General features: G+C 69.1%; 25 protein-coding genes. 14 read left to right on the top strand and 11 right to left on the bottom strand.

Annotated elements, in window-relative coordinates; genetic code table 11:
* Positions 1-84 precede the first annotated feature (84 nt).
* On the top strand, positions 85-645 hold the full coding sequence (locus BO221_RS46455; protein WP_073567370.1) for an NADPH-dependent FMN reductase: 561 nt from the start codon (positions 85-87) through the stop codon (positions 643-645).
* Between the two features lie 12 nt (positions 646-657).
* Here the strand turns inward: BO221_RS46455 and BO221_RS46450 are convergent, their stop codons facing one another.
* Positions 658-2,076 carry a serine hydrolase gene (locus BO221_RS46450; protein WP_073567369.1) on the bottom strand — a complete coding sequence of 473 codons (1,419 nt, stop codon included), beginning with the start codon at positions 2,074-2,076 and terminating at the stop codon, positions 658-660.
* Between the two features lie 206 nt (positions 2,077-2,282).
* Here BO221_RS46450 and BO221_RS55705 point away from each other — a divergent pair, with 206 nt between their 5' ends.
* Together BO221_RS55705 and BO221_RS55700 are read left to right on the top strand one after the other, a co-directional pair.
* Entirely contained in the window at positions 2,283-2,849 is a 567-nt protein-coding gene (locus BO221_RS55705) for a hypothetical protein (protein ID WP_073567368.1), read from the top strand.
* A gap of 45 nt (positions 2,850-2,894) precedes the next feature.
* The gene (locus BO221_RS55700) at positions 2,895-3,290 is read left to right on the top strand and encodes a GIY-YIG nuclease family protein (protein ID WP_073567367.1); all 396 of its coding nucleotides are present in this window, start codon (positions 2,895-2,897) and stop codon (positions 3,288-3,290) included.
* A 110-nt stretch (positions 3,291-3,400) separates the two neighbouring features.
* On the opposite strand, the gene BO221_RS46435 is transcribed toward BO221_RS55700, so the two are convergent.
* The 6 genes from BO221_RS46435 to mak form a co-directional block, all read right to left on the bottom strand.
* Positions 3,401-3,871 carry an NUDIX hydrolase gene (locus BO221_RS46435; protein WP_073567366.1) on the bottom strand — a complete coding sequence of 157 codons (471 nt, stop codon included), beginning with the start codon at positions 3,869-3,871 and terminating at the stop codon, positions 3,401-3,403.
* A gap of 21 nt (positions 3,872-3,892) precedes the next feature.
* Positions 3,893-4,363, bottom strand: coding sequence for an NUDIX hydrolase (locus BO221_RS46430; RefSeq protein WP_073567365.1), 471 nt, complete (start codon positions 4,361-4,363; stop codon positions 3,893-3,895).
* Positions 4,360-5,811 carry a DUF2380 domain-containing protein gene (locus BO221_RS46425; protein ID WP_083682500.1) on the bottom strand — a complete coding sequence of 484 codons (1,452 nt, stop codon included), beginning with the start codon at positions 5,809-5,811 and terminating at the stop codon, positions 4,360-4,362. Before BO221_RS46425 ends, BO221_RS46430 begins: the two co-directional genes overlap by 4 nt.
* A 56-nt stretch (positions 5,812-5,867) precedes the next feature.
* The gene (locus tag BO221_RS46420) at positions 5,868-6,050 is read right to left on the bottom strand and encodes a hypothetical protein (RefSeq protein ID WP_073567364.1); all 183 of its coding nucleotides are present in this window, start codon (positions 6,048-6,050) and stop codon (positions 5,868-5,870) included.
* Positions 6,051-6,136: 86 nt separating this feature from the next.
* Positions 6,137-6,532 carry a hypothetical protein gene (locus BO221_RS46415; RefSeq protein WP_073567363.1) on the bottom strand — a complete coding sequence of 132 codons (396 nt, stop codon included), beginning with the start codon at positions 6,530-6,532 and terminating at the stop codon, positions 6,137-6,139.
* A gap of 77 nt (positions 6,533-6,609) precedes the next feature.
* Positions 6,610-7,515, bottom strand: a complete 906-nt coding sequence (gene mak / locus BO221_RS46410) for a fructokinase (RefSeq protein WP_073567362.1) — start codon at positions 7,513-7,515, stop codon at positions 6,610-6,612.
* Positions 7,516-7,726: 211 nt separating this feature from the next.
* Between mak and BO221_RS46405 the strand changes: the two genes are divergently transcribed.
* From BO221_RS46405 to BO221_RS46385, 6 genes are all read left to right on the top strand, one after another.
* Positions 7,727-8,833 carry a hypothetical protein gene (locus BO221_RS46405; protein ID WP_073567361.1) on the top strand — a complete coding sequence of 369 codons (1,107 nt, stop codon included), beginning with the start codon at positions 7,727-7,729 and terminating at the stop codon, positions 8,831-8,833.
* Positions 8,834-8,842: 9 nt separating this feature from the next.
* Complete coding sequence (locus tag BO221_RS55695) at positions 8,843-9,016, top strand: hypothetical protein (RefSeq protein ID WP_198956319.1); 174 nt, start codon at positions 8,843-8,845, stop codon at positions 9,014-9,016.
* Positions 9,013-9,459 (top strand): phage holin family protein, encoded by a 447-nt coding sequence (locus BO221_RS46400; RefSeq protein WP_233166570.1) that lies wholly within the window; start codon positions 9,013-9,015, stop codon positions 9,457-9,459. Before BO221_RS55695 ends, BO221_RS46400 begins: the two co-directional genes overlap by 4 nt.
* Before the next feature lie 108 nt (positions 9,460-9,567).
* Positions 9,568-10,821: a hypothetical protein gene (locus BO221_RS46395; protein WP_073567360.1), complete on the top strand. Its 1,254-nt coding sequence runs from the start codon at positions 9,568-9,570 to the stop codon at positions 10,819-10,821.
* A 60-nt stretch (positions 10,822-10,881) separates the two neighbouring features.
* Entirely contained in the window at positions 10,882-11,856 is a 975-nt protein-coding gene (locus tag BO221_RS46390; RefSeq protein WP_073567359.1) for a DMT family transporter, read from the top strand.
* Between the two features lie 358 nt (positions 11,857-12,214).
* Positions 12,215-12,841 (top strand): DUF2378 family protein, encoded by a 627-nt coding sequence (locus BO221_RS46385; protein WP_158080035.1) that lies wholly within the window; start codon positions 12,215-12,217, stop codon positions 12,839-12,841.
* A 1-nt stretch (position 12,842) separates the two neighbouring features.
* Here BO221_RS46385 and BO221_RS46380 read toward each other — a convergent pair whose 3' ends face one another.
* The 3 genes from BO221_RS46380 to BO221_RS46370 form a co-directional block, all read right to left on the bottom strand.
* Positions 12,843-13,877 (bottom strand): alpha-hydroxy acid oxidase, encoded by a 1,035-nt coding sequence (locus BO221_RS46380; RefSeq protein ID WP_073567357.1) that lies wholly within the window; start codon positions 13,875-13,877, stop codon positions 12,843-12,845.
* Positions 13,878-13,945: 68 nt separating this feature from the next.
* Positions 13,946-15,817, bottom strand: a complete 1,872-nt coding sequence (locus BO221_RS46375) for a MopE-related protein (RefSeq protein WP_073567356.1) — start codon at positions 15,815-15,817, stop codon at positions 13,946-13,948.
* Positions 15,814-16,617 (bottom strand): hypothetical protein, encoded by an 804-nt coding sequence (locus tag BO221_RS46370; RefSeq protein WP_083682495.1) that lies wholly within the window; start codon positions 16,615-16,617, stop codon positions 15,814-15,816. The genes BO221_RS46375 and BO221_RS46370 overlap by 4 nt, the downstream gene beginning before the upstream one ends.
* A 390-nt stretch (positions 16,618-17,007) precedes the next feature.
* Here BO221_RS46370 and BO221_RS46365 point away from each other — a divergent pair, with 390 nt between their 5' ends.
* Positions 17,008-17,997: a DUF6402 family protein gene (locus BO221_RS46365; RefSeq protein WP_073567354.1), complete on the top strand. Its 990-nt coding sequence runs from the start codon at positions 17,008-17,010 to the stop codon at positions 17,995-17,997.
* On the top strand, positions 17,997-18,428 hold the full coding sequence (locus tag BO221_RS46360) for a hypothetical protein (RefSeq protein WP_073567353.1): 432 nt from the start codon (positions 17,997-17,999) through the stop codon (positions 18,426-18,428). Before BO221_RS46365 ends, BO221_RS46360 begins: the two co-directional genes overlap by 1 nt.
* Positions 18,429-18,471: 43 nt before the next feature.
* On the opposite strand, the gene BO221_RS46355 is transcribed toward BO221_RS46360, so the two are convergent.
* Positions 18,472-19,581, bottom strand: a complete 1,110-nt coding sequence (locus BO221_RS46355; protein ID WP_073567352.1) for a spore photoproduct lyase family protein — start codon at positions 19,579-19,581, stop codon at positions 18,472-18,474.
* Between the two features lie 137 nt (positions 19,582-19,718).
* Between BO221_RS46355 and BO221_RS46350 the strand changes: the two genes are divergently transcribed.
* The 3 genes from BO221_RS46350 to BO221_RS46340 all read left to right on the top strand — a co-directional run bounded on the left by BO221_RS46350 (position 19,719) and on the right by BO221_RS46340 (position 21,782).
* Positions 19,719-20,027 carry a hypothetical protein gene (locus tag BO221_RS46350; RefSeq protein WP_073567351.1) on the top strand — a complete coding sequence of 103 codons (309 nt, stop codon included), beginning with the start codon at positions 19,719-19,721 and terminating at the stop codon, positions 20,025-20,027.
* Positions 20,028-20,177: 150 nt separating this feature from the next.
* Positions 20,178-20,792, top strand: a complete 615-nt coding sequence (locus BO221_RS46345; RefSeq protein ID WP_073567350.1) for a hypothetical protein — start codon at positions 20,178-20,180, stop codon at positions 20,790-20,792.
* A gap of 261 nt (positions 20,793-21,053) precedes the next feature.
* Positions 21,054-21,782, top strand: a complete 729-nt coding sequence (locus BO221_RS46340) for a murein L,D-transpeptidase family protein (RefSeq protein ID WP_073567349.1) — start codon at positions 21,054-21,056, stop codon at positions 21,780-21,782.
* Positions 21,783-21,954 lie beyond the last annotated feature (172 nt).

Raw genomic sequence — 21,954 nt, 5'->3', positions numbered from 1 at the left:
GGGTGGATGTCGTCCCGTCTCATGCGGCGATGTATGCACCCGGGGACGCGCTGAACCCAACCTGCTCCAGGAGGACCGCGAACCATGCTCAAGGTGGCCATCATCGTTGGAAGCACGCGGCCGGGCCGCAAGGCCGAGGCCGTGGCCCGCTGGGTCCTCGAGCTCGCGCGGAAGCGCACCGACGCCGGCTTCGAGCTCGTGGACATCCAGGACTTCCACCTGCCGCTGCTCGACGAGCCGGTACCGCCCTCCCTGGGGCAGTACACGAAGCCGCACACCCTGGCCTGGGCCGCGAAAATAGATTCCTTCGACGCCTATGTCTTCGTGACCCCCGAGTACAACCACGGCCCGTCCGGCGCGCTCAAGAACGCCATCGACTTCCTGTACCGCGAGTGGAACAACAAGGCGGCCGGTTTCGTCAGCTACGGCAGCGCCGGTGGCACGCGCGCCGTGGAGCAGCTGCGTCTGGTCATGGGCGAGTTGCAGGTGGCCGACGTGCGCGCCCAGGTCATGCTCTCGCTTCGCACCGACTTCGAGAACTACACCACCTTCACGCCCGCGCCCCACCACGAGAAGTCCGTCCAGACCATGCTCGATCAGGTCATCGCCTGGGGTGGGGCGTTGAAGCCGTTGCGCGAGAAGTGACGCGGCCGTCCGTCATTCCCACTCGTACTTCAGGTCGAGAATCTTCCCCGCCGGGTCCAGGTCGAAGGTCCACTTCATCGAGACATCCGTGCCGTACACCGCGCGATAGACGCGATTGCGCTTGTCGCCGTCCTTCTGCTCCTGGAGCAGCGTCAAGCGGCGCAGCGGCGGCAGGAGCGCGTTGCCCGGGCTACCGAAGCCCTGGAGGATGGGCAGCAGCTCCTGCTGGGCGCTCGGCGCGAAGGCGGCGGCGTCGAGCGTGCCGTTGAACAGGCCTTCCATGGCTCCGCGGTGCACCGCCGTCAGGGCCGGCTCCGCGTCCGGGATGCCCGGTGCGTCCAGCTCCGGCAGCGGCGGCAGGTAGTGGCTCGCGACGACGGGCGCCAGCATGGGCAGCAGTCCCATCCCGTTCGTCAGGACGATGACCGTCAGCTTCTTCTCCGGAACGCGCAGCACGTCCCCCAATGCACCGCCCCCGGAATGCCCGAACATCTTCAATCCCCGCAGCGTGCCGTGGGTGAAGGCCACGCCGAAGCCGCCCTCGCTGCCGTCGTTCAGCTTGAAGGCCGTGGCGGCCTCGCGCTGCGACTCGGGGCTCAGCAGCGTGCCCTGGTCCATGGCCACGGCCCAGCGGGCGAGATCCTTCACGCAGGAGAACACTCCGCCCGCGGAATAGGTGTGGGGCGGGTAGAGGAACCAGGCGCGACGGTGCGCGCCGTCCACGTAACGGTAGGTGGTGGCCCGGCGCGGGATGACATCGGCGATGCGCACCGGCCCCTGCTGCCGCGCGTGCTCGAAACGCGTGCACGTGAAGCCGAGCGGCTCGAAGAGGCGGCTGCGCAGCAGCTCCTCGAAGCCCTGGCCCGTCACCTTCTCCAGGACATGGGTGAGCACGACGAAGTCCGTGAGGCCATACGCGCTGCGCTCACCGGGCGTGTACTCCAGGGGCCCGTTCCGGGCGGCTTCGTACCGCTCGGCGACCGAGGCGTTGCTGTTCGTCTGCTCCTCGGAGCCCTCCTTCAGGCCCGAGGTCACGCCCGACGTGTGGGCAGCGAGGTGCCGCACGGTGATGCCCTTCCACGTCTCGGGTGCGTCGGGCAGGTACTTCGAGAGCGGCTCGTCCAGGCCGAGCTTCCCCTCCTGCACCAGCAGCATCACCAGCGTGCCGGTGAAGACCTTCGTGGCGGAGGCGATCTGGAACGCGGTGTCCGGTTCACTCTTCGCCCCATCTTCCAGGTCCGAGAGGCCGTACGTGGAGAGCTGCTCGAGGTGTCCGTCGCGGACGACGGCCACGGCCGCGCCGGGGACATGGTTCTTCTCCAGGACGGACTGGACATAGGTGTCGGTGGAGCGGGCGGCCTGGGAGGTCGCGCAGCCCGCGGAGAACACGAGGGCGGGCAGGAGGAGGAGGGCCTGGGGGCTCGAGCGCATGCGGCCCCGGCTAGCAGTTGCGGACAGGCCTGTCGACAGGACCTTGCCAGCGGGCCTCCAGGTGCTTTATTTCTGGCTCCAGGTGCCGAGGGGCGCCTGCCCGAAAAGACGACGTCACCCTCGTTGTTCCCCGCGGTTCGACATGTTCTCGATGAGTTCCTTCCACGGCCCATGAACGGGGAGCGGCCGACGATGAGGGATTTGTCATGGGAACCGAGCCCCGTGCTGTGACGCCTCCCAACCTCCGCGAGTGCAAGGTCCGGGCATCCCTCCTGCTCAAGGACCTGGAGTCCTCCGAGCAGGCACGTGCCACGAGGGCCGCCGAACGGCTGCGTGCCCTGCCCGCCTTCTCGCGTCTGTCTCCCGGCGAGCTGCTCGCCCGCAGGGACTCGGTGCAACGCAAGCACGCGCTGGCCGTCATCGCCCACGAGCAGGGCCATGGCTCCTGGGCGGAGCTCAAGCAGGCACTGGGCGAGGAGTCACCTCCGAGGCTCGACACGGAAGCCTTCTTCGCGAAGAACCGGGGCGCCTTCCTCAACCGCTGGTTCGCCTCGTACGCGGAAGCGCTCGCCTCGCTCCGGGAGAGAGGGGGCTACCTGTTCCCCTTCCGCGAGCAGTTCTTCATCACCGATGCGGGCTTCCTCGCCGCGCTCGGGGTGGACCCGTCCGATGCCGACTGGGCGCGGATGGGCTTCGACTGGGTGGAGCCGCTCGACCCGGCCGCCCGGGACCGGCTCGAGCGGAAGCTCATCGCGCTCGGCTACGCGGGCTGACGCGCTCGCCCTTCCTTCACGCCTCACGACCTGGAGACGACACGGATGACCTCGAATGACGCGGGAGCACCGCGGGGCAGTCCATCGCGCCGCTCGGAGTTGAAGCAGTCCTACAAGGAGAACCCTCCTCCCATGGGTGTGTTCGCCGTGCGCAACCGCGCCAACGGCAAGGTGCTGGTGGGCTCGAGCCTCAACCTTCCGGGCATGCTCAATCGCACCCGTTTCGAGCTGGCCACGGGCATCCACCGCACGTACCCCGCGCTGCAGGAGGACTGGGCGCGGTACGGCGCCGACAGCTTCTCCTTCGAGGTGCTCGACGTCCTGCCTCCTCCGAAGGAGCCGGGCACGGACCTGAAGGAGGAGCTGCAGGTGTTGCTGTCGCTCTGGCTGGAGCGGCTGCGCCCCTACGGGGATGCCGGGTACAACGCCGTGCCGTCGTGAGTCTCGTGCGCACGCACGGTTCCAAGGACGGTGTCGGCGCTCGTCGTCAATCGCTGGCCCTGAGCGAGCCTCCCTTCGCGGGCGTGACGGGAGGTGAGCCGGGATGGGGTTCAGCTTTCTTCGTCGGGCAGGAGCGTCAGCAGCAGCTCGTCGTCAGGTCCGAGTGGCCGCCATCCCGGGGGAGGAGGCGATGCCCGGAGCGCTGCCTTGGCTCGTTCGACGCGCTGCTCATGGGTTTCTGGGGTGAAGGTCCCCCAACGGGCGAGTGCATGGGCGACGTCGAAACGGTTTGCGTCATCGAGGAATGCCGGCCAGCCGTTGGGGAGGGCCTCGGCCAGTTCGCGAACGAGCTGACCGCGCACGAGCCGCGTGACTTGCTTGCGCCGCTCCGCTTCGGCCAGCAAGCCGCTGAACACCTGCACGCCCGCGATGTCGTCCGGCCCCAGTTCCTCGGCCAGCGCCACCAGCGATGCAGTGGGACGCGCCTCGGCGAAGGCGGTGAGCGAGTCGTACCCCCGCTCGCGGAGCCTCTCACGCAGGCGCACCTTCCAGTTACCCTCCCAGGAACGACCGTCGCTCATGGTCCTCTTCAGAGGTGAAGCTCAGGCTTCTTCGTCGGGGAGGAGCGTCAGCAGCAGCTCATCGTCGGGGCCACGCGGAAGCCAGCCGGGCGGCGGTGGCGTAGCGCGGAGCGCTGCTCGGGCCTGCTTGACGCGCCTTTTATGTGTTTCTGGCGTGTAGGCGGTCCACCTGCCGAGCGCGACGGCAACCTTGAGGCGCTTGTCGTCGTCCAGCACGGCCGGCCAGCCGTTGGGGAGTGCCTCTGCCAGTTCGCGCACGAGTTGACCGCGCACCAGACGTGTGACCTTGCGGCTTCGCTCCGCCTCGGCCACCAACCCGCTGAACACCTGCACTGCCGCGATGTCATCCGGGCCAAGCTCGTCCGCCAGCGCCAGCAGCGAAGCGGTGGGGCGCGCCTCGGCGAAGGCGGTGAGTGAGTCGTAACCTCGCTCGCGGACCCGCTCGTACAGGCGCGCTTTGATGTTGCCTTCCCAAGCACGTCCGTCGCTCATCTCCCACCACAGCGGACGAAGTTCATTGGGATTCTGTATTCCTTCATATGCGTCGCGACGATCTCCAGGATCGTGTTCCGCGTCAACATCCGGCCAGCTTCGGCCTCAGCCTCGAACAGCGTCTCCATGGTCATCCGGTTCCATTCACCGGGCCACTTGCGCCCCAACTTCCAGTTTCCACCACCGTGAATCGCCTGGTGGTGGGCCTGCTGCAGTGTGACGCAGAACCTCTCGATACTCATCTTGCCGGTGAAGCCGCGCTTCTCGAACCACGCGCGGTGCTCCTTCGGCATGACGTGGTGACGTGGCGGCTCGGCCATACCAGCGCCTGTCTTGCCTGTCACGCGCATGGCCCGCACCTCGGGCGCATCGCCCAGCGCGTCGCGCACGCCCCTCGGGAGGTCGTCGTTGCCCTGTGCCATCATCACGTGGCCGGCCTGAATCCGCACAGCGGCGCTGACGGCGGGCACGGAGAGGACGCCCGCGCGCACCAACTGGCGCATCATTTCCACCCACTCGGCGGACACCACCAGCCGCGTCCCCATCATCACCCCATTGGGGCCCACCATGAGGCGCGCGCCGAGCACGGCGGGAGTCGCCGCGCGCAACGCCGGCAACGTGAACTTCAGCGCCGACAGTGTGGTGAGTGCCTCCATGGTTTCCTTCAGCACCAGCGCCGTCTCGAGGACTTTGGCCCCCTTGTGTATGGCCTCGAGGAGTGCGGCGCACTCGTGCGTGAGGTGGCCTACCAGGGCGGGCATGTCCTCCGCCGCTGACTCCACCTGCTCCGGCTCCAGGGACGCGAGGGCGGTCATGGAGGGCTCCATCATCTTCTGCCAGCGCTCCAGCTTCACGTACAGCGTCTCCACGCTGTAGAGGCGCCGGGAGAGCGCGGCGTCGGTGAGGTGGAGCAAGTCAATCCACACGGCCAGCAGCAGGGAGCCCATCATGGCGGCCTCCAGCCGTGGGCCCGCGAGGCGCAGCAGGGCGAGCTGCATGTCCGGGTCTTCCACCTCCGACGCCTCGGCGGCGAGTTGCGTGGCGGCGGCAAGCTCAGTGTCAATCCACCGCAACCGGGCTTCGCCATGGTCGACGTAGCGGACGAAGAGGCCGTTGCCCGCGCCAGCAATGCCCAGGTCGCTGGCCCTGAGTCTGGAGAGCTCGCTGGAGATGCGGCGGGTGGAGCCGGACACCTCGCCCACGCTCTTGCGAAAGGCCAGGTGGGCCGCGAGGGCGTTCCGCCACGGGGAGGTCGGCTGGGCGTCGAGGACGAGCGGCGACTGCTCGCCCGCCCCTCCGGTCACGGCGGGCCCGGTGGCGCCCTGCGGGGTGTAGCGCAGGTGCCGCCCCGGGCCAGTCGGTGGCGTCAGCGACACACAGGCGTTGGACAGGAGGGCCAGGGCAAGCAACAGCCCCGTCCTCCTCGCCCCTGACGAGTCAGCGTGCATTCCATCTCCAGGCCCATGGAAGCGAAGAATCCGGCTCGAGCCTGGCACGCGGCTCCTCAGGTGTCTGTCTTGGGGCGCGGGGCGTCTCCGGCTCCCAGCGCCTTCTCCGCCGGCTCGCGCCCCACGCGCTTCTTGTCCTTGAGTGTGCCCAGGCTGTTGCTCCACCACTCCGGGCACAACAGCAGGAAGAGACCTCCGAACAGCAACATACCCACCAGCGAGACCAGGACGAATTCCATGGCTTCTTCTCACTCCATCTCGATGTCAGTCATTGACCGGAGCGCGAGCGCGCGCCCGGCCCTTCAGGGCTGTCCGAGAGGGGCTCTCAAATGAGCAGTGAGCGGATGCGGAGGAAGACGGGGGGCCCCTGGGCGTGCGGTGTGTCCCAGAGGGCGAGTGACAGGCGGCCCTCCCCCTCGGGAGCCTGGGGGCTGAGCCACACCGGCGTTGGGGCAGGAGGGAGGGCGAACAGGGAGCCGTGGCTGGAGACATCCACGAGGGCCGGTGCGGGGAGGTCCCGCTCCAGCGCGTCGCAGCAGTCCTTGCGCCACGTCTCCCCGTGGTGGGAGGCCTTCTCCGCCTTCTTCTCTTTATGCGGGCACGGGCAGGCGGAGGTCGTCGTGGCCTGCTTCGGGCAGTAGTGCGCGAGCCCCACGCCGCTGGCGACGGCCTGCCAGCCGAGAAGAAGCGCGAGCGTGAAGATGCGAAGGGCCAGCGACACGGTGCCCTCCGTATAGGGAGGCTGGATATCCGCCGCAACCCGGAGTGCGCCTTGGCGCACCGCGTCCAACAGGCCCGCTATTGGGAGCCTTTACCCCACAGCCAGGCGGCTCCCCGGACGCCGCTCGAGTCACCGTGCAGGGCGGGGCGCAGGGGCGTGTCCACCTCCGCGCCGAAGACCCAGCGCCCCCACTGCTCCGGGACCAGCCGGTACAGCGCGGAGATGTTGGACATGCCGCCGCCCAGGACGATGACGTCCGGATCCAGGATGCCGATGACGTGGGCGAGGCCGCGCGCCAGCCGGTCCGCATAGCGTTGGAGCGCGGTGACGGCCGCGGGCTCACCGGCCTCGGCGCGCGCGGCGATGTCCGGCCCCGGGAGGCGGGTGCCGGTGAGGCGTGCGTAGTCGTTCTCGAAGCCGGTGCCGGACACCCACGTCTCCAGGCAGCCGCGCTTGCCGCAATAACAGTCCGGGCCGGGAGTCTCCTCGGGCGTGGCCCAGGGGAGCGGGTTGTGGCCCCACTCGCCGCACACGCCATTGCGGCCCACATGGGGGCGCCCGCCGAGCGCCACGCCCGCGCCCGTCCCCGTGCCCAGGATGGCGGCGAACACCACGGCCTCGCCCGCGGCGGCACCGTCACTCGCTTCGGACACGGCCAGGCAGTTGGCGTCATTGGCCAGCCGCACGGGCCGGTCCAGCACCCGCTCGAGATCCCTGTCCAGGGGACGTCCGTTCAACCATACCGAGTTGGCGTTCTTCACCAGGCCGGTGCGCGAGGACAGGGTGCCCGGAATGCCCACGCCCACGCTGCCTCGCTGGCCCGTCTGTCTTTCCAGCCGCGCGCACAGGTGGGCGATGGTTTGCAGCGTTGCCTCGTAATCGTCTCGCGGAGTGGGCACGCGGTGGCGTCCCAGCTCGCGTCCGTCATCGCCGAGGGCGAGCGCCTCGATCTTGGTTCCGCCGAGGTCGATGCCGATGCGCACGTGTTGCCTCCCAGACCACGAATGCCGCGCATTCTAAGGGAAGTTTCCAGAGCTGCTCCGGCAAGGAGTGAGCAGGCAGCCAGGCTCATGCGTGGGGCCGCCCCGTACTTGCGCAGCCGGGCGGGCTCGAAGCGGCTGGCTGCCCTGCCTTGCCGGGAACCGTTCAGCGTCCCACGTTTCCCAGGCACGGAATGGGCTCCGGAGGGACGGAATGCTGCAACCGCTGATGGCGCTGCTGGCCGTGGCCAGCCTCGGCACGGCAGGAGGGACGGCCACTCCGCCGCGCTGCACGGTGGACTCGGAAGCGGGTCAGATCACCGTCCTGCGCGACGAGGACTGCGCCGAGCTGACGCGGTTGCGCGAGGAGCGGGACTCGCTGCGCCAACGCTCGAGCGAGTTACAGCGGGAACCCGGGGAGAGCGCCACGGGAGGCTCGGGCGAGGAAGGCGTCTCCGAATCGCCGCCACCGCCACCACCCCCCGCCGCGGCCGTGGAAGCGAGTCCTCCCGAGGTGCCGAGCGCGGTGACGGAGGAGTTGCGCGCGCTGCGCCGGGAGGTGGCGGAGCTGCGTCAATCCCTGTCCCAGGCGGAGGCCCGCCGTGCCGCGCCGGTGGAAGCGCCGAAAGCCGGGCAGCCCGCGCGTGAGGAGAAGTCCAATCGCGAGCAGGCGTTGGAGCTGTTGCGCAACACGGACATGTTGACGGTGCAGAACGCCAGTCCGGCGGAGCGGCAGGTGTTGGGCGAGGTGAACGTGGCCAACCGCACGCAGACGGGCGAGGTGGGCTTCATCCTGGAGCCGCAGGTGCGGGTGGGGACTCCGTGGAACGTGGAGTTCGGCGCGGGCGCGCAACTGCAGAACCTCGCGGGCGAGCAGGAGGGCACCACGGGCGCGGTGTCGGCCTATGCGCTGGGGCAGCTCGTGGACGAGAAGGGAGCGCTGCCTCAGCTGGCGCTGTGGGGCGAGGTGACGAGTCCGCAAGGGGACGAGGGCGTGAGCGCGGAGGCGCGGGTGCTGGCGACGAAGACGTTCGGCCAGACGCGGCTGCACGGCAACGTGGGTTACAGCGCGCGCCAGGACACGGAGGATGACTACCTGCTGGGGCTCGCGGCGGACCATCCCATTGGAGACCGGCTGCTGTTGCAGGGAGACGCGTACTACGTGAATCCCCTGGGCGAGGGCGAGGCGTCGGTGAACGCAAGCGTGGGCACGGGCCTGCGGGTGGGCCGCGCGTTCGTGGTGACGGGGGCGGTGGGGGTGAACGCGACGAGTGACGACGTGGCGCCACGGCTGTTGTTCGGGGTGCTCGGGCGAATCTAGGGAGGAGCCATGCCCATTCTCTATCTGTTGATGGGGTTGGGCCTGCTGGCGCTGTGGGTGGTGGCGTTGGTGCAGGGGGGCGTGGTGGGCTGGTTCCTCTGGCTGACCTTCGGGGTGGCCGTGGGCGTGGTGATGCTGGCCATCCTCCATTTCGCCTACGAGTGGAGGCGGAGGGCGACGTGAGCAGGTGCCGCGGCGGCGCGGCGGTCGAGAGGAGGCAGGCCGTGGAGAGCTGGAAGATGCCCGAGAAGGAGCTGTCGACGAACGAGCTCGTCCGGCGGGCGATGAGCGAAGCGCGGCTGTTGGCGAAGGCGGAGCTGCTGCACGCGAAGGTGGAGCTCGCGCAGGAGGTGCGGGCCGCGCGGGCCGTGGGCCTCTTCGCGGGCAGCGGAGCGGCGCTGGCGCTGGTGGGGCTGGCCATGCTCTTCGTCGCCGGGGCGGCGGCGTTGGCGCTGCCGCTGTGGGCCGCGGCGCTCCTCGCGGCGGGGGTGGCCTTCGTGCTCGCGGCGGTGCTCGGGGCCATCGCCTGGACGAAGCTGCCCAGGAAGCCCATGCGTCACACCCTGGCGCGGATGTCGATGGACCTCGAGGAGCTCCGGCAGCACATCGAGCTCACGAAGCACTGAGGCCTCCTGAGACGCCGGGCGGCTGGCCACGCCCCGAGCCGGGCCGGTAGGGTTCCGCGCGCGCCGGAGCCATGCGGGCTCCCGCGACACCTCCCGGAGACATCGACGATGCGGCTGCGCACGACCCTCCTGCTGGGCCTGCTGACTGGCTGTGCCACCCCGGCCTCCTCCTCGAAGACGGACGCCCCGGCCCCCGCCGGGGCCGCCCCGTCTTCTTCCGAGTCCGCTCCCGCCGCGGGGAAGATCGACCTGAAGGCGCTCGCCGCGCGCGAGCTGGCGCCGCTGTCCAAGCAGAAGGTGTCCGCGCCGGATGGCTCCTTCACCGGCGAGGTGGAGGCCGCGGGTGCTCCCACCCTCCAGCCGGGGGAGGAGCTGTTCGTGCTCAGTGTGCCGCTGGGCACGGGCAGCCCGCTGTCGTGCTTCGTGTACTCGGGGCCGGTGGACGCGGGGGGCGCCATCTACCGGCTGGTGGAGATGGCGGGACAGCGCACGGAGCTCCACCGGGTGCGCACCACGGACATCCGGCTCATCGGCGAGAGCCCGGCCGTGTACGCCGAGGCGGAGTACCTGGTGAACGCGCCGCGGGGCAAGGCGGCGGGCCTGGCCAAGATGATGGTGTACCCCCATGACCGGCTGCCGCTGGTGTGCACGCACGACGAGCTGGGCTACTCGGAGAGCTTCAAGCGCGTGACGAGCGGGCTGGCCGCTTCGCTCCAGGGCCCCGGTGAGGCGCCTCCGGCCCCGCGCTACTTCGAGCTCAACGTCATCCGCGTGCAGGGCCACCCGGTGGGCTTCGAGAAGCGCGTGATGCGCGACGCGGCGGGCGGCGGGCGGCTGACGGAGGTGGAGTCGAGTCTCTTCTTCCCGCGCTCGCTCAAGGAGCTGAGCGTGCAGGACACCGTCTCCTCGGAGCTGTCCGACAAGGACGGCAGGCTGGTGGCGCGCGACTACGCCCGGGCCAGCAACGGCGCGCTCGACATCCAGATGGCGCTCAAGCAGGTGCAGGGCCGTGAGTACCACTACGAGGGCACGCACCTGGGCAAGGAGCTCAACGGCAACTTCACCGCCCCGGCGGACCTGGCCACCGAGCCGGGCACCGCGCGTCTGGTGCGTGAGCGCCTCCTGCCGGGCAAGGACCCGGAGCTGACGCTGCATTACTACATGCCCGCGGCCAATCCGGTGGCGCCCACACCACAGGTGCTGCGCAAGGGAGCGGCCGGCTCGCGCGAGCTGACCGTCGAGATGGGCCCCCTGAAGGCCACGCTCACCCTGGACGCCCAGGGAATGACCGAGAAACTGGTGACTCCCATGGGCGGCACCGAGCTGGTGCAGGAGCGCGTCCAGGCGCGCGGGACGCCGTGAAGCGCGCTTGAACGCCAGGTTCATGGCGGCGGGGCGGGGCGCGTGGTAGTGCGCCCCGCCATGCCGTCCGCCCCCGGGGCCTCCCGCACCCGCCTGCTGCTCGCCTACATCGCCTGCTTCGTCTTCTGGGGCTCCACCTGGGCCGTCGTGAAGGTGGGCCTCGAGGATCTCCCGCCGCTGCGCTTCGCCGCTGTGCGGATGATGCTCGCCGGCCTGGTCCTGCTGCCCTTCAGTGGACTGCTCCGCGTCCGGCCCGATGCGCGCACCACGGGGCTGCTCATGGGCGTGGGGGTGCTGCAGATCGCCCTTCCGTACGGGCTGCTCTTCATCGCCCAGCAGTGGATTCCCTCCAGCTGGTCCGCGCTCCTCTTCTCCACCTACGCCGTGTGGCTGCTGCTGGTGGGGCGCCTGTTGCTGCCGGATCAACCCCTCTCGCCCCTCAAGCTCCTGTCCGCGGGGCTGGGGCTCGCCGGCATCGTCGCGCTCCAGTACGAGCACCTGCACGGCATGGGCCTCACCGGCCTGGTGCTGGCCGGGTGCGTGCTCACGCTGGTGGCCACCGTCTCCATCTCCCTCGCCAACGTGCTCGTCCGCCGCTCGCTGGCGCACGTGCCCACCAGCCTCTCCGTGTGCGTGCAGACGCTGAGCAGCTCCCTGCTGCTGCTGGCCGCCTCCGCCGCCTTCGAGTCCCACCTGCCCGGCCACTGGACGCCTCGCGCCCTGCTCTCCATCACCTACCTGGCCGTGTGCGCCACCGCCCTCACCTACCAGCTCCTCTTCTGGCTCCTCTCGCGCGTGCCGCTGTCCGTCATCGGCGTCATGCCGCTGTTGGACACGCTGGTGGCCGTGCTGCTGGGGGTGGTGATGCTCGGCGAGCGCGTGGATGCCTCGCTGCTGGTGGGCGGTGCCCTCATCCTCTCCAGCGCGGCCCTGGCCAACCTCCCGTCCTCGCCTCCCGCCCCGGCCCCTTCCGAGCCCACCGGGACTCCCGCCAGCGCCGGGCCCCTGGCATCCGCTCCCCGGCAGGTGGCCTGAAGTGTTCACTGGCCCTTTCCGGATGCGCGGTGTCGGCTAGAATGCTGCCCCCGTCGAGCGATGGGGCAATCTGCCCCACCCGTTGCCGGGCATGTCGCTCACCCAACAGAGGGGGTTCCGGAAATGAGCACACCCAGGGTGGATGCCCCTCACGGAGCGTTCGAGCGTGCGTCTGATCGGCTATACCTGCGGCATTCCCATGAGTCGCGGGCATCGGCCATCAGGAGGATCTCCCGGGGAGCCGTTTTACCCGGAGCCCCGGTTGTGTCAGGATTTCCCGGATGCGCATGGACGCCAGCGGCCCGTGGACCAGGAAGCGGGCAGGCCGAACGGGGCCGGTAACGGGAGGGTGCACGGCATGAGCGGCGTCAGCGAGGAATTGCGTGCGGTGCCGTCGGAGGCCGAGCGCGAGGTGGAGCACCGCCTGATGCAGGTCACTCCCCAGGACACCATGCGCGGCATGTTCTTCCGGAGCGTGAAGGAGGCGATGTTCGCGCTGCGGGGCCAGGGGGCGATGGAGGAGTGCCTGGAGGAGTGCGGAGGGGTGCGCTCCTTCGTGGACCTGTTCGCCTACCCGGCCGAGGACTTCCTGCGGATGGCGCGGCGGGCCGCGTGGTTGATGCAGGGGCCGGCCGGGGGCTTCGAGCAGTCCATGAGGATGCTGGGGTACATGGGGACGGCGGTGTTCCTGGGCAGCCAGGTGGGCAAGGCGATGCAGGTGCTCATCTCGGGTACGCCCAAGCGCGTCATCGAGTACCTGCCCATGGCCTACAAGGTGACGACGCCGGCGGGAGGCACCTGCTCGGTGATGTTCCCGGGGCACACGCGGGCCATCGTCACCTTCGAGCGCGACTTCCTGCCGAGGCCCTATGTGGAGGGCTCGCTGGAGGCGCACCTGAAGCAGGCCGGGGCGCGCTCGGCGCGCATCGTCGGGCGGATGATGGGCCCGGTGGCCTGCGAGTACGACATGAGCTGGGACTTCTGAATCAGGGTTTGAGCGGGGCGAGCACGTCGGCGCCCACGTCGGAGAGGCGGGGCAGGCCGGCGAGCGCGAGCACGTGGGCGGTGTCCTCGCGCAGCGAGTCGAGCACCTGCCGCACGCCTTGAGCGCCCCCGGTGGCGAGCCCCCACAACACGGGCCGGCCGAGCAGCACGGCGTGGGCCCCGAGGGCGAGGGCGCGCAGCACGTCGCGGCCGGAGCGCACGCCCCCATCCACGAGCACGGGGACGCGGCCCTGGGTGGCCTCGACGACTTCGGGGAGGGCCTCGGCGGTGGCGAGGGCGCCGTCGAGCTGGCGGCCGCCGTGGTTGGAGACGATGAGGCCGGCGGCGCCGTGGTGGAGACACTCGCGGGCGTCATCGGCGCGCAGCACGCCTTTGACGAGCACGGGCAGGCCGGAGTCCTCGTGGAGGCGGGCGATGTCCTGGAAGGTGACATCGGGGGCCTGCTCGGCGAGGGCGCGGTGGGTGAGGCCCTCGAGGTTGGCGAGGAAGTCCTGCTCGGGGAGGGGGAGGGTGGAGTCGCCGCGGTTGCGGCGTTTGTGGCCCACGTAGGGGGTGTCGGCGGTGAGGACGAGGGCGCGGGCGCCGGCGGCGGTTGCGCGCTGGACGAGGGCGCGGGTGAGGCCGCGATCACGGAAGACGTAGACCTGGAACCACCAGGGCCCGGCGGCGGAGGCGACGTCCTCGATGCGGCGGGAGGAGCGGGAGGAGAGGACGAGGAGGGAGCCGGCCTCGCGGGTGCCGCGGGCGGTGGCGAGCTCGGCGTCGGGGTGGGCGAGGGAGTGGAAGGCGGTGGGGGCGACGAGGATGGGGGAGGAGAGCGGGGTGCCGAGCAGGGTGGTGGAGGTGTCGACGGAGGAGACGTCGCGCAGGACGCGGGGACGAAGGCGGAGGCGGGCCCAGGCGGCGGTGTTGGCGGCGAGGGTGGACTCGTCGCCGGAGCCACCGGCGTAGTAGTCGAACACGGCGGCGGGGAGCCGCTCGCGGGCGAGGGCCTCCAGCGCTTCGTAGGAGAGCATGAGGCGGGAGTGTACACGCCGCTCCCTCTCCCTTTGGGAGAGGGTTGGGGTGAGGGTCTTCCCGGTCCCTATCGTGGCCAGTGCAGGATGCGTCCCTCGCTGCCCACCACCCAGATGTCGTCCGGGCGTGTGGCGGCGATGTCATTGAGGGCGCCTCCAGTCCCCATTCTGGGCATCACGTTCCACACGGTTCCGTTGTACCGGTAGACCTTGCCGCTCGCCGTGGAGACGTAGATGGAGCTCTTCCCGAAGGCGACCACCGAGAGCAGGTCCTCGTCCGAGGGAGCTGAGTGCTTACGCCAGGTGGTCCCGTCCCACATGAGCACGGAGCTGCTCTCCCCAACGGCATAGGCGAGCTTGGGGTTCACGACCCAGATGCCCCGGAGCCGGTCGCCCACCACGCCTGGGATGTCCTGTGCAGACTCGCTCCTCCAGTCGTTCAGGCCCGGCCAGAATCGGTAGATGTGCGGGCTACCGGACCCGCCTACGGCGAACAGCAGGTCGCGGGAGAGGCCATGGACGTCCCAGAGCGGGCTCATGGCGACGGTGTTGACCTGCAGGGTGCCCGTGCTGCTTCCCCAGATCGCGCGCCCCAGGCTGGTGTCGGCCATGGACAGGCCGACGAAATAGACCTGGAAGGTGTCATCGCTCAGGTACAGGCCGAAGGCATTTCGGGAGTGGATGTCCCCGGCGGGAGCCCCTGGGGTGCAACCCGTGGAGGTGAGGCCATGGTAGGCGACGGCGGCGCCCTGCCCCACGAGCACAGCGGCGTGATTGAAGTTGGGCTCCGCCAGGACGCCGTACCAGTCTCCCGGGCAGTGTCCGTCGAAGTCGCGGAAGGCCGTTTCGCCGGGCAGCCGGGAGCGCAGGGTGCTGCCGCTTCCCGCCACCCAGACGCCCCCATCGCCCCAGAGCGTCACCGAGCGCCAGGCCTCTGAGGTCGTCGTCGTGGAGTGGCTCACCCAGCTGCCGCCGCCCGCCGGGCACACGACGCCCTCGTCCACCTTGCCATCGCAGTCGTTGTCCACCAGGTCGCACAGCTCGGGGGCGCCCGAGTAGGTGAAGGGATTGCCCTCGTCGCAGTCGTCACCCCTGGGCACGTAGCCCGCGTCCGGCGTGCACGTCAGCACCCCCGCGTCCGGCTTGCCGTGGCTGTCGAGGTCCTCGTCCGGGTAGTAGTTCACGGGATCGAGGAGGTAGACGCACCGGATGCCGCCGTCCGCCGTGCACGCCGTGGCGCCCGGGCAGTTCTGACCCGGACTGCACCTCTCGCCCACGGCGTAGCCCTCGTCCTGCGTGCCGTCGCAGTCGTCATCCACCGCGTTGCACAGTTCGGGCGCGCCCGTGTAGCGCTGGGCGTTGGAGTCGTCGCAGTCGAGGTCGTTGGCCACGTAGCCGAGCGGCTGGGTGCAACTGGTAAGGCTCGTGCCAGTCTTGTCCCCCTGGCCGTCATTGTCCGCGTCCTTGTACCACTGGTTCGGTGGTGCCACGCAGGTGCGCGAGTCATGGGCCCCGCAGGTCCAGCTGCCCTTGCAGCCGTTGCTCGCGGTGCATGGCTGGCCCAGTCCGAAGCCTTCGTCCCAGGAACCGTCGCAGTTGTCGTCCTGGTCGTTGCAGAACTCCTGTGCGCCTGGGTGCACGTCGGAATTGCGGTCATCGCAGTCCCCTGCGCGGGTGACATAGTCCCACCCTGGAGGAATGCAGGTGGAGAGGGGGGGGGCGCTCCCTCCGTACCCATCCCCGTCCCAGTCGCGATAATAGAGCTTGGGTTGGGTGCAGTCCGGGCGGTAGCAACCTCCCTGGATGCACACGTATCCCTCGGTACAGGGTGTTATCGCGTTACAGGAGAGGGGACCGTCCTTTTCGAACTCCAGCAGGTCGGGCACGGTGCATCCGATACACAGCAGCAGTGCCGGGGCCCAAGGGCACGTGCGCTTCATCGGGTTTCTCCGGAGGGGGACTTGGTGGGGGAGGGCAAGAGCAACCAGGACACCAGCGCGCCCGCCACGGCGACGCCGGCGCTCCCGAACAGGATGTTGGCGGTACGCGCGCTGTGCTGGGCCTCCTCCAGGCGGGAGACCACCGCGAACTGGGTGCGCTCGCCCCAGGCGGCATCCACCAGGCGGCGGGACTCCAGGCCGAATCGAGCCCCCGCGAGGGTGGCCACCGCACCCGCGCCGAGCAACGCCAGTGGAACGACCGGCACGGGGCGAGACGGTTCCCGTACTTCTTGCACCAACTCGCGTGGGGCGGGAGGCGTATCCGGCATCAGTTGGGTCTTGGGGGTGGACGTCCGCTCGGGTCTGTCCGTGGCCACGGCCTTCGAGGGGTTGTCCTCGACCGGCGTACTGGGTGGTTCCGGTTCCTCCTGACGTTGCCGCCGGTCGAACTCCTGCCGTGCGAATACCCGCTGCGCCTCAATCATATTCTCCGTTTTGGGCGCCACGCGCACCGGGAGCGACGCCTCCGGCTCGAGCAGCAGCGCCGTCAGGATGCTGGCGCGGGCCTCCTCCCACTTGTTGAGATCGGCGAGGATGATGCCCTCGTATAGCGCGAGGGTGACATGCTCCTCTTTGCCCAGGGCCACCTTCTTGGCTTGTGCGAGTTGCTCGAGCGCCAACTCGTAGTCGAGGTTCTCGTAGAGCTGTATGGCAGCGGTGAGATACCGCTCGAAATCGCTCGCTGCGTGAGCGCTGTCCAGAGGAATTCCCGCGAGCAGAAAGCTCAGCAAGAGCACCAAGAGCACTCGGTGGCCAGTAGGATGCATGTTGTCGGGTGATACGTGCTTGGGTGCAACGCTCTACTTCGCTTACCGCCCGGATGTTCTTGCCGGTTGCGGGGGCTGATGATGCTGCTCAAGCGCAGCTTTGTTGGCGGGCGAGACGGCCGACGGGGGTAGCTTATTAGCCAGGACAGGGCAAACAGAAACTCGCGTAGGCAGCAGGAGACGGGAGGCTATCTGGGTCCGGGCGCTTCTGACCCGGCCTCGTGTTTCCCCACTCCAGTGCGGTACCCTGGGGGCGTTCCGCGTGTTTCCAGTGGGACTGGGGAGGGTTCCGTGTCGTGTCCGCATGGCGTTCCGCCAGACAAGTGCCTCGTCTGTAAGGCCGCGGCTCCGTGCAAGCACGGCATGAAGGGCAAGTGCCTGCAGTGCCAGCAGGACCTGGCCAGGAACGCCGTGAAGGCGGTGTCGGAGGTGGGCCAGAAGGCGGGTGATTCCGGGTTCGACATCACCGAGATCCCCGCGGTCATGGACAAGCTCAAGGGCGTGCAGGGTGCACGGTTCATGCGCAGGTGGTTCGAGTCCACCGCGTATGAGCTACCCATGAAGATGAAGACGGGGGAACTGGACGCGCGCATGTTGAGCAAGGCCCAGCTCCTGGATGACCTGCCCTTCAGCTGGCTGGAGGACTCCAAGCGCGTGGGTCCCATCGTGAAGGAGACCGTGGAGTCCCTCTCCGAGGTCCGCGAGTTCAATTCCCGGGTCGGGAAGACCAAGGGGGTTCTCGATCAGCTGTCACGTGGGCTGATCGTCCTCATGGGCCGGTTGGAGACCCTGGGCCTGCTCGACGCCAAGAAGAAACGGCTCGTGGACGGTTCGCGGTATTTCGGTGATCTGCCCGCCATCGAGCTGGATCGCACGATGCAATTCAATCGTGTGGACGTGGGGACGAGCCTCGTGGAGAAGGCATTCGATGCCCTGGACGATGTCTATTTCGCCCTGGGCGCCTTCTCCATCAAGCTCGCCGCGACCCAGTTCCGGACGTATGCCGGACTCCATGGGTACCCCACCATCGAGATCAGCGAGGTGGGGATGTACCTGCGGGACACGTACGACTTCTTGAACAAGAAGGGGCAGGATCAGCTCCTGGGGTATTGGAACAAGACGGGCGTCATCAAGCCCGATCCGGCCGAGTATCTGGTGGAGCCCAAGCGCATCTATCGGTGGTTCAAACCCTACTTCCGGGTGATGAACAGCGATTACAACGCCTATCGTCGCAGGACCGGGAAGGGGGGCGATTTCATGGTGTTCTCCACGGTCAAGCGGGTCCCGGTCTCCATCCAGGTCCACCTGAGCGATATCGACTTCGACGAGTACCTGGGCAGGAAGGGCGGTTGATGGAGGCGCGCCCGTCTCGTTTCGTGCTCCTGGGGGGGGTGCTTCTCCTCTTCCTCCCCGTGGCCTGCTACTTCTTCCTGAAGCGGGCCGCCGGTCAGAACGCCGAGGTGGTGAGCGTGAGCTGGAATCCCAGCCATACCTGCACCGTCACCACCTACTTCCCCTCGTTGGGTGAGGAGCGGACGGTCAGCAGCCGCTTCTTTCATTTCTTCAGCGCGCCCGCGTTCTTCCGGGTGCACGACACACGCGGCGCGCTCCTGCGCAGCTCCGAGTGGAAACTCTTCCAGAACGAAGCGGATGACGAGGTGGCCAGGTGGGTGGGAGACGGTCAGGTGGTCTACCCCACCCGCCAGGGATATGAGGGATGGACGCTTCCGGAGTGTGTGGGCCCCATTCCTGATGCGCGGGGAGGCCCTTCCACACCCGGGTGAATGCGGCCAACGAGGAGATCCTCCCCCGAGGGGAGAGGGGAAATCAGAACGCGTAGCGCACGCGGCAGTACGGCATGCGCCGGGCGAGCAGCTCCTGGAACTCCTCGACGAGCCGCCCCTTGTACCCGGTGCGGTAGCGCACGTTGACGCCGCCGCCCTGCGACACCTTGGTCTCCTGCAACTCCGGCCGCCACAGCAGCTCCTCGGCCTTCGGGTGCCAGCGCAGGTTCACCTCGTGCAGCCGCTCGTTGTGCGTGAGGAAGATGATCTCCGCGGCCAGCTGCTCCTTCGCCCTGTCTCCAATCGTGTCGTCGATCTGCTGGAAGAGCGCGTCGTACCCGGCCTGCCAGCCCTCGGTGATGACCACGGGCGAGAAGTTGAGGTGCACCTCGTAGCCGGCGGCCACGAAGTCGTCGATGGCGGCGATGCGCTCGGAGATGGGGCTGGTGCGCACGTCGAGCAGCTTCGCCTTCGCGTGCGGCATGAGGCTGAAGCGGATGCGCGTCTTGCCCCGGGGCGCGTAGGAGAGCAGCTCGCGGTTGACCAGCTTGGTGGCGAAGGAGCCCATCGCATTGGGCAGCACGGTGAACAGCCGCACCAGGTCCTTCACGTTGTCACTCAGGGCCGCGTCCGCCGAGCAGTCGCTGTTGCAGCCGATGTCATACACCCAGTAGCGCGGGTCCACCGTGTTGGGCTCCGTCTTGGGCCCGAGCCTCCCCGCGTGCCGGCGGATGGCCGCGAGCACCTGCTCGATGTTGACGAAGACGGTGACGGGGTTGGCGTAGCCCTTGTGACGCGGCACGTAACAGTAGGCGCAGCTCATGACACAGCCGTTGGCCGTGGAGGGCGGCAGGAAGTCGGCGCTGCGGCCATTGGCCTCGAAGCCCATGGACTTCTTCACGCCCAGCACCAGGGTGCTGCCCTTGATGCGGTTCCACGCCTCGGCGTTGCCCTCGTTGCCGAAGAGGCCGGGGATGTTCCAGTGCGAGCGCACCTCCACGCGCTCGGCGCCGGGGAAGCGCGCGAGGATGTCCCGGCCCCGGGTGAAGCGCTCGACGTCGGGCTCCAGGTAGATGCGGGACACCTTCAGCAGGTGCTCCAGCAGTCCGGTGGCGGGAGGCGGCTCGGGGGGGAAGAGGTCCAGGTTCGTCACGGCGGGAGGTGGGATGCGCGGGGATGCCCCGGGTTCTGGGCCACGTGTTACCTGGACGACCCGGCATGCGTTAGGATGTCGGCTCGCCCCACGAACGAGCCGGGCCGGTTCGCTGACGGGTGGGCTAGGATGCATGCATGTCCAGCAAGGCGCCAGGAAGGGTCATCGACCTCCAGAGCGAGAGACTCCGCCGGGGCCTGCCGAGCTCTCCCCGCGAGCCCGTGCGGACATGGCGCCGCAAGGTGAAGCTGGCGGTGGCGGGGGCCTGTCTGCTGGGCATCCTGGCCGGGCTGCTGTCTGTGGTCATGGAGTCCACGGACGCGCCGCCGGGAGACAAGGGAGAGGGCCTGTTCAACGGCTCTCCCTTCCGCTCCTCGTCGGGCGCGAGCCCGAGCGTGGAACCCGAGTCGGCCTGGTTCACGACCTCGGGCAGCGGCCGGCGCTGAGCGCACGCGGGCCCGTCACGTTGCCTCGCAGACACCCGGTGGGAGCCATCCGTTAACCGACCGCCTGCCTGACCGCCAGGCGGGGTTGTGGGCCGGGCCCGCCGGGCCAAGTCTGCCCGGACCCCTGGAATCCCGGGAAGGGAGTCTCTCATGAAGACGTCGCGAGTGGTGCTGTGGTCCGGCGTGGTGTCGCTGCTGGGCGCGGGCCTGGCATGGGCGGGGGAACCCGGCTCGGCCCCGGGGACCCAGAAGGCGCGGGTGCTCTTCGCGAACTACAAGACGGTGGACCCCACCACCGCCCGGGAGGCCGAGTTGCTGGCCGGGGCCCGTTGTCCCGAGTCGGGCATCGTCGCCTTCAGCGCGAGTGGGACGGGCCACGTGTCGGAGGGAGGGCTCTCGCTGCTGAGCTACGCGACGACGCACACCCAGGAGGGAGGAGGCTGGGGAGCGGGAGGGGGCACCTTCGTCGCGCCGTGCACGGGCCTGTACTTCTTCAACGTGTCGTTCGTGAAGGACGCGTACCACTACGGGGCGACGGCGAACGACGTGTTCGTCCACGTGCTGAAGAACGGGACGTCCAAGGGGCGCGCCATGAGCGGCCAGGGCCACGTGGACCGGGACACGGGCGTGTACAGCGTCACGTTGTTCCTCGAGAAGGGAGACTACGTGCAGACGTTCGCCGCCAGCGACGGCCACCTGAAGCGCCACCTGCTCGAGTACAACTTCACGGGCCACCTGGTGAAGCAGGCGGCCCATGACATGTGAGAAGAGATGACATGTGAGAAGAGATGACATGTGAGAAGAGGGGCCCGAGCCGCGCCCATTTCCCCTCGCCCTCCGGGAGAGGGACGGGGTGAGGGTGTCACGCATCCCGGGGTGAACCCCTTGTCTCCGGTGTGGCCCACGGGTTGAAGAACGGGCCCGGGCACCCTCACCCCCACCCTCTCCCGAGGGGAGAGGGAGTATGGGTTCTCAGTAGCGCTCTTCCCGGGGAACGGCCGTCACTCCCGGGGTGTCCAGGCCGGCATGACGAGACTGCTGTTGTTGCTGCTGGGGGTGCTGGTAGCGCGGCCAGCGGGGGCCACCGACAAGAAGGTGGAGGCGGTGCGCCGGGCGCGGGAGCATGAGGTGGCCAGGCTGTTCACGCAGGCGGGGGTCTCCTGGCCGCCGGAGGAACTCTACGTCCGGGCCTTCAAGCAGGAGCGCGAGCTGGAGGTCTGGGCGGGGGCGAAGGGCGAGCAGCTGCGCAAGGTGAAGACGTTCCCCTTCTGCGCGGCCTCGGGGGACGTGGGGCCCAAGCGGCGCGAGGGCGACGAGCAGGTGCCCGAGGGTTTCTACACGCTGGACCAGTTCAACCCGCGCAGCCAGTTCCACCTGTCCATGCGGGTGAGCTATCCGAACGATGCGGACCGGCGCCTGGGCCAGCGGCCGCTGGGGGGCGCCATCTACGTCCACGGCAACTGCATGAGCATCGGTTGCATCGCCATCCAGGACGGCCCCATCGAGGAGCTGTACCTGATGGTGTGGGCGGCGCGGGGGAAGATGAAGCGGGACGTGCCCATCCACATCTTCCCGCGCCGGATGGACACCCAGGGCCTGGCCGCGCTGGAGAAGCACCCGAGGGCCACGCCGCACCTCGTGGCCTTCTGGCGGGGCCTGGAGCCGGGCTGGCGCCTCTTCGAGGAGACGCGGCGCCCACCCCGCGTGTCCGTGGATGCCAGGACGGGCGCCTACACCGTCAAGCCCGGACGCTGACCTGACGGAGGCAGCGCGCCCTCCGGTGCCGGTCTTCCACAACTTGTCCAACAGTTGGACAAGTCTGGGAAGAGCGCGCCCGGGAGGCGGGACGAGGGCGGAGGTGTCGGGCGTTGGCACTGGTGGGGTGGCGAGTGTGGGGCAGGAGACGCCGGGAGAGGAGCCGGCATAC

Source organism: Archangium sp. Cb G35 (assembly GCF_001896145.1).
Taxonomy (GTDB): Bacteria; Myxococcota; Myxococcia; order Myxococcales; family Myxococcaceae; genus Archangium; species Archangium violaceum.
The sequence above is the reverse complement of the archived record's forward strand: the minus strand, read 5'-3'. Positions and strand labels throughout refer to the sequence as shown.

Bases quoted from the DNA above. Each gene is read 5' to 3' on its own strand.
- BO221_RS46455 (WP_073567370.1), top strand. From the start codon at position 85: ATGCTCAAGGTGGCCATCATCGTTGGAAGCACGCGGCCGGGCCGCAAG.
- BO221_RS46450 (WP_073567369.1), bottom strand. From the start codon at position 2,076: ATGCGCTCGAGCCCCCAGGCCCTCCTCCTCCTGCCCGCCCTCGTGTTC.
- BO221_RS55705 (WP_073567368.1), top strand. From the start codon at position 2,283: ATGGGAACCGAGCCCCGTGCTGTGACGCCTCCCAACCTCCGCGAGTGC.
- BO221_RS55700 (WP_073567367.1), top strand. From the start codon at position 2,895: ATGACCTCGAATGACGCGGGAGCACCGCGGGGCAGTCCATCGCGCCGC.
- BO221_RS46435 (WP_073567366.1), bottom strand. From the start codon at position 3,871: ATGAGCGACGGTCGTTCCTGGGAGGGTAACTGGAAGGTGCGCCTGCGT.
- BO221_RS46430 (WP_073567365.1), bottom strand. From the start codon at position 4,363: ATGAGCGACGGACGTGCTTGGGAAGGCAACATCAAAGCGCGCCTGTAC.
- BO221_RS46425 (WP_083682500.1), bottom strand. From the start codon at position 5,811: ATGCACGCTGACTCGTCAGGGGCGAGGAGGACGGGGCTGTTGCTTGCC.
- BO221_RS46420 (WP_073567364.1), bottom strand. From the start codon at position 6,050: ATGGAATTCGTCCTGGTCTCGCTGGTGGGTATGTTGCTGTTCGGAGGT.
- BO221_RS46405 (WP_073567361.1), top strand. From the start codon at position 7,727: ATGCTGCAACCGCTGATGGCGCTGCTGGCCGTGGCCAGCCTCGGCACG.
- BO221_RS55695 (WP_198956319.1), top strand. From the start codon at position 8,843: ATGCCCATTCTCTATCTGTTGATGGGGTTGGGCCTGCTGGCGCTGTGG.
- BO221_RS46395 (WP_073567360.1), top strand. From the start codon at position 9,568: ATGCGGCTGCGCACGACCCTCCTGCTGGGCCTGCTGACTGGCTGTGCC.
- BO221_RS46390 (WP_073567359.1), top strand. From the start codon at position 10,882: ATGCCGTCCGCCCCCGGGGCCTCCCGCACCCGCCTGCTGCTCGCCTAC.
- BO221_RS46385 (WP_158080035.1), top strand. From the start codon at position 12,215: ATGAGCGGCGTCAGCGAGGAATTGCGTGCGGTGCCGTCGGAGGCCGAG.
- BO221_RS46380 (WP_073567357.1), bottom strand. From the start codon at position 13,877: ATGCTCTCCTACGAAGCGCTGGAGGCCCTCGCCCGCGAGCGGCTCCCC.
- BO221_RS46375 (WP_073567356.1), bottom strand. From the start codon at position 15,817: ATGAAGCGCACGTGCCCTTGGGCCCCGGCACTGCTGCTGTGTATCGGA.
- BO221_RS46365 (WP_073567354.1), top strand. From the start codon at position 17,008: ATGAAGGGCAAGTGCCTGCAGTGCCAGCAGGACCTGGCCAGGAACGCC.
- BO221_RS46360 (WP_073567353.1), top strand. From the start codon at position 17,997: ATGGAGGCGCGCCCGTCTCGTTTCGTGCTCCTGGGGGGGGTGCTTCTC.
- BO221_RS46350 (WP_073567351.1), top strand. From the start codon at position 19,719: ATGTCCAGCAAGGCGCCAGGAAGGGTCATCGACCTCCAGAGCGAGAGA.
- BO221_RS46345 (WP_073567350.1), top strand. From the start codon at position 20,178: ATGAAGACGTCGCGAGTGGTGCTGTGGTCCGGCGTGGTGTCGCTGCTG.
- BO221_RS46340 (WP_073567349.1), top strand. From the start codon at position 21,054: ATGACGAGACTGCTGTTGTTGCTGCTGGGGGTGCTGGTAGCGCGGCCA.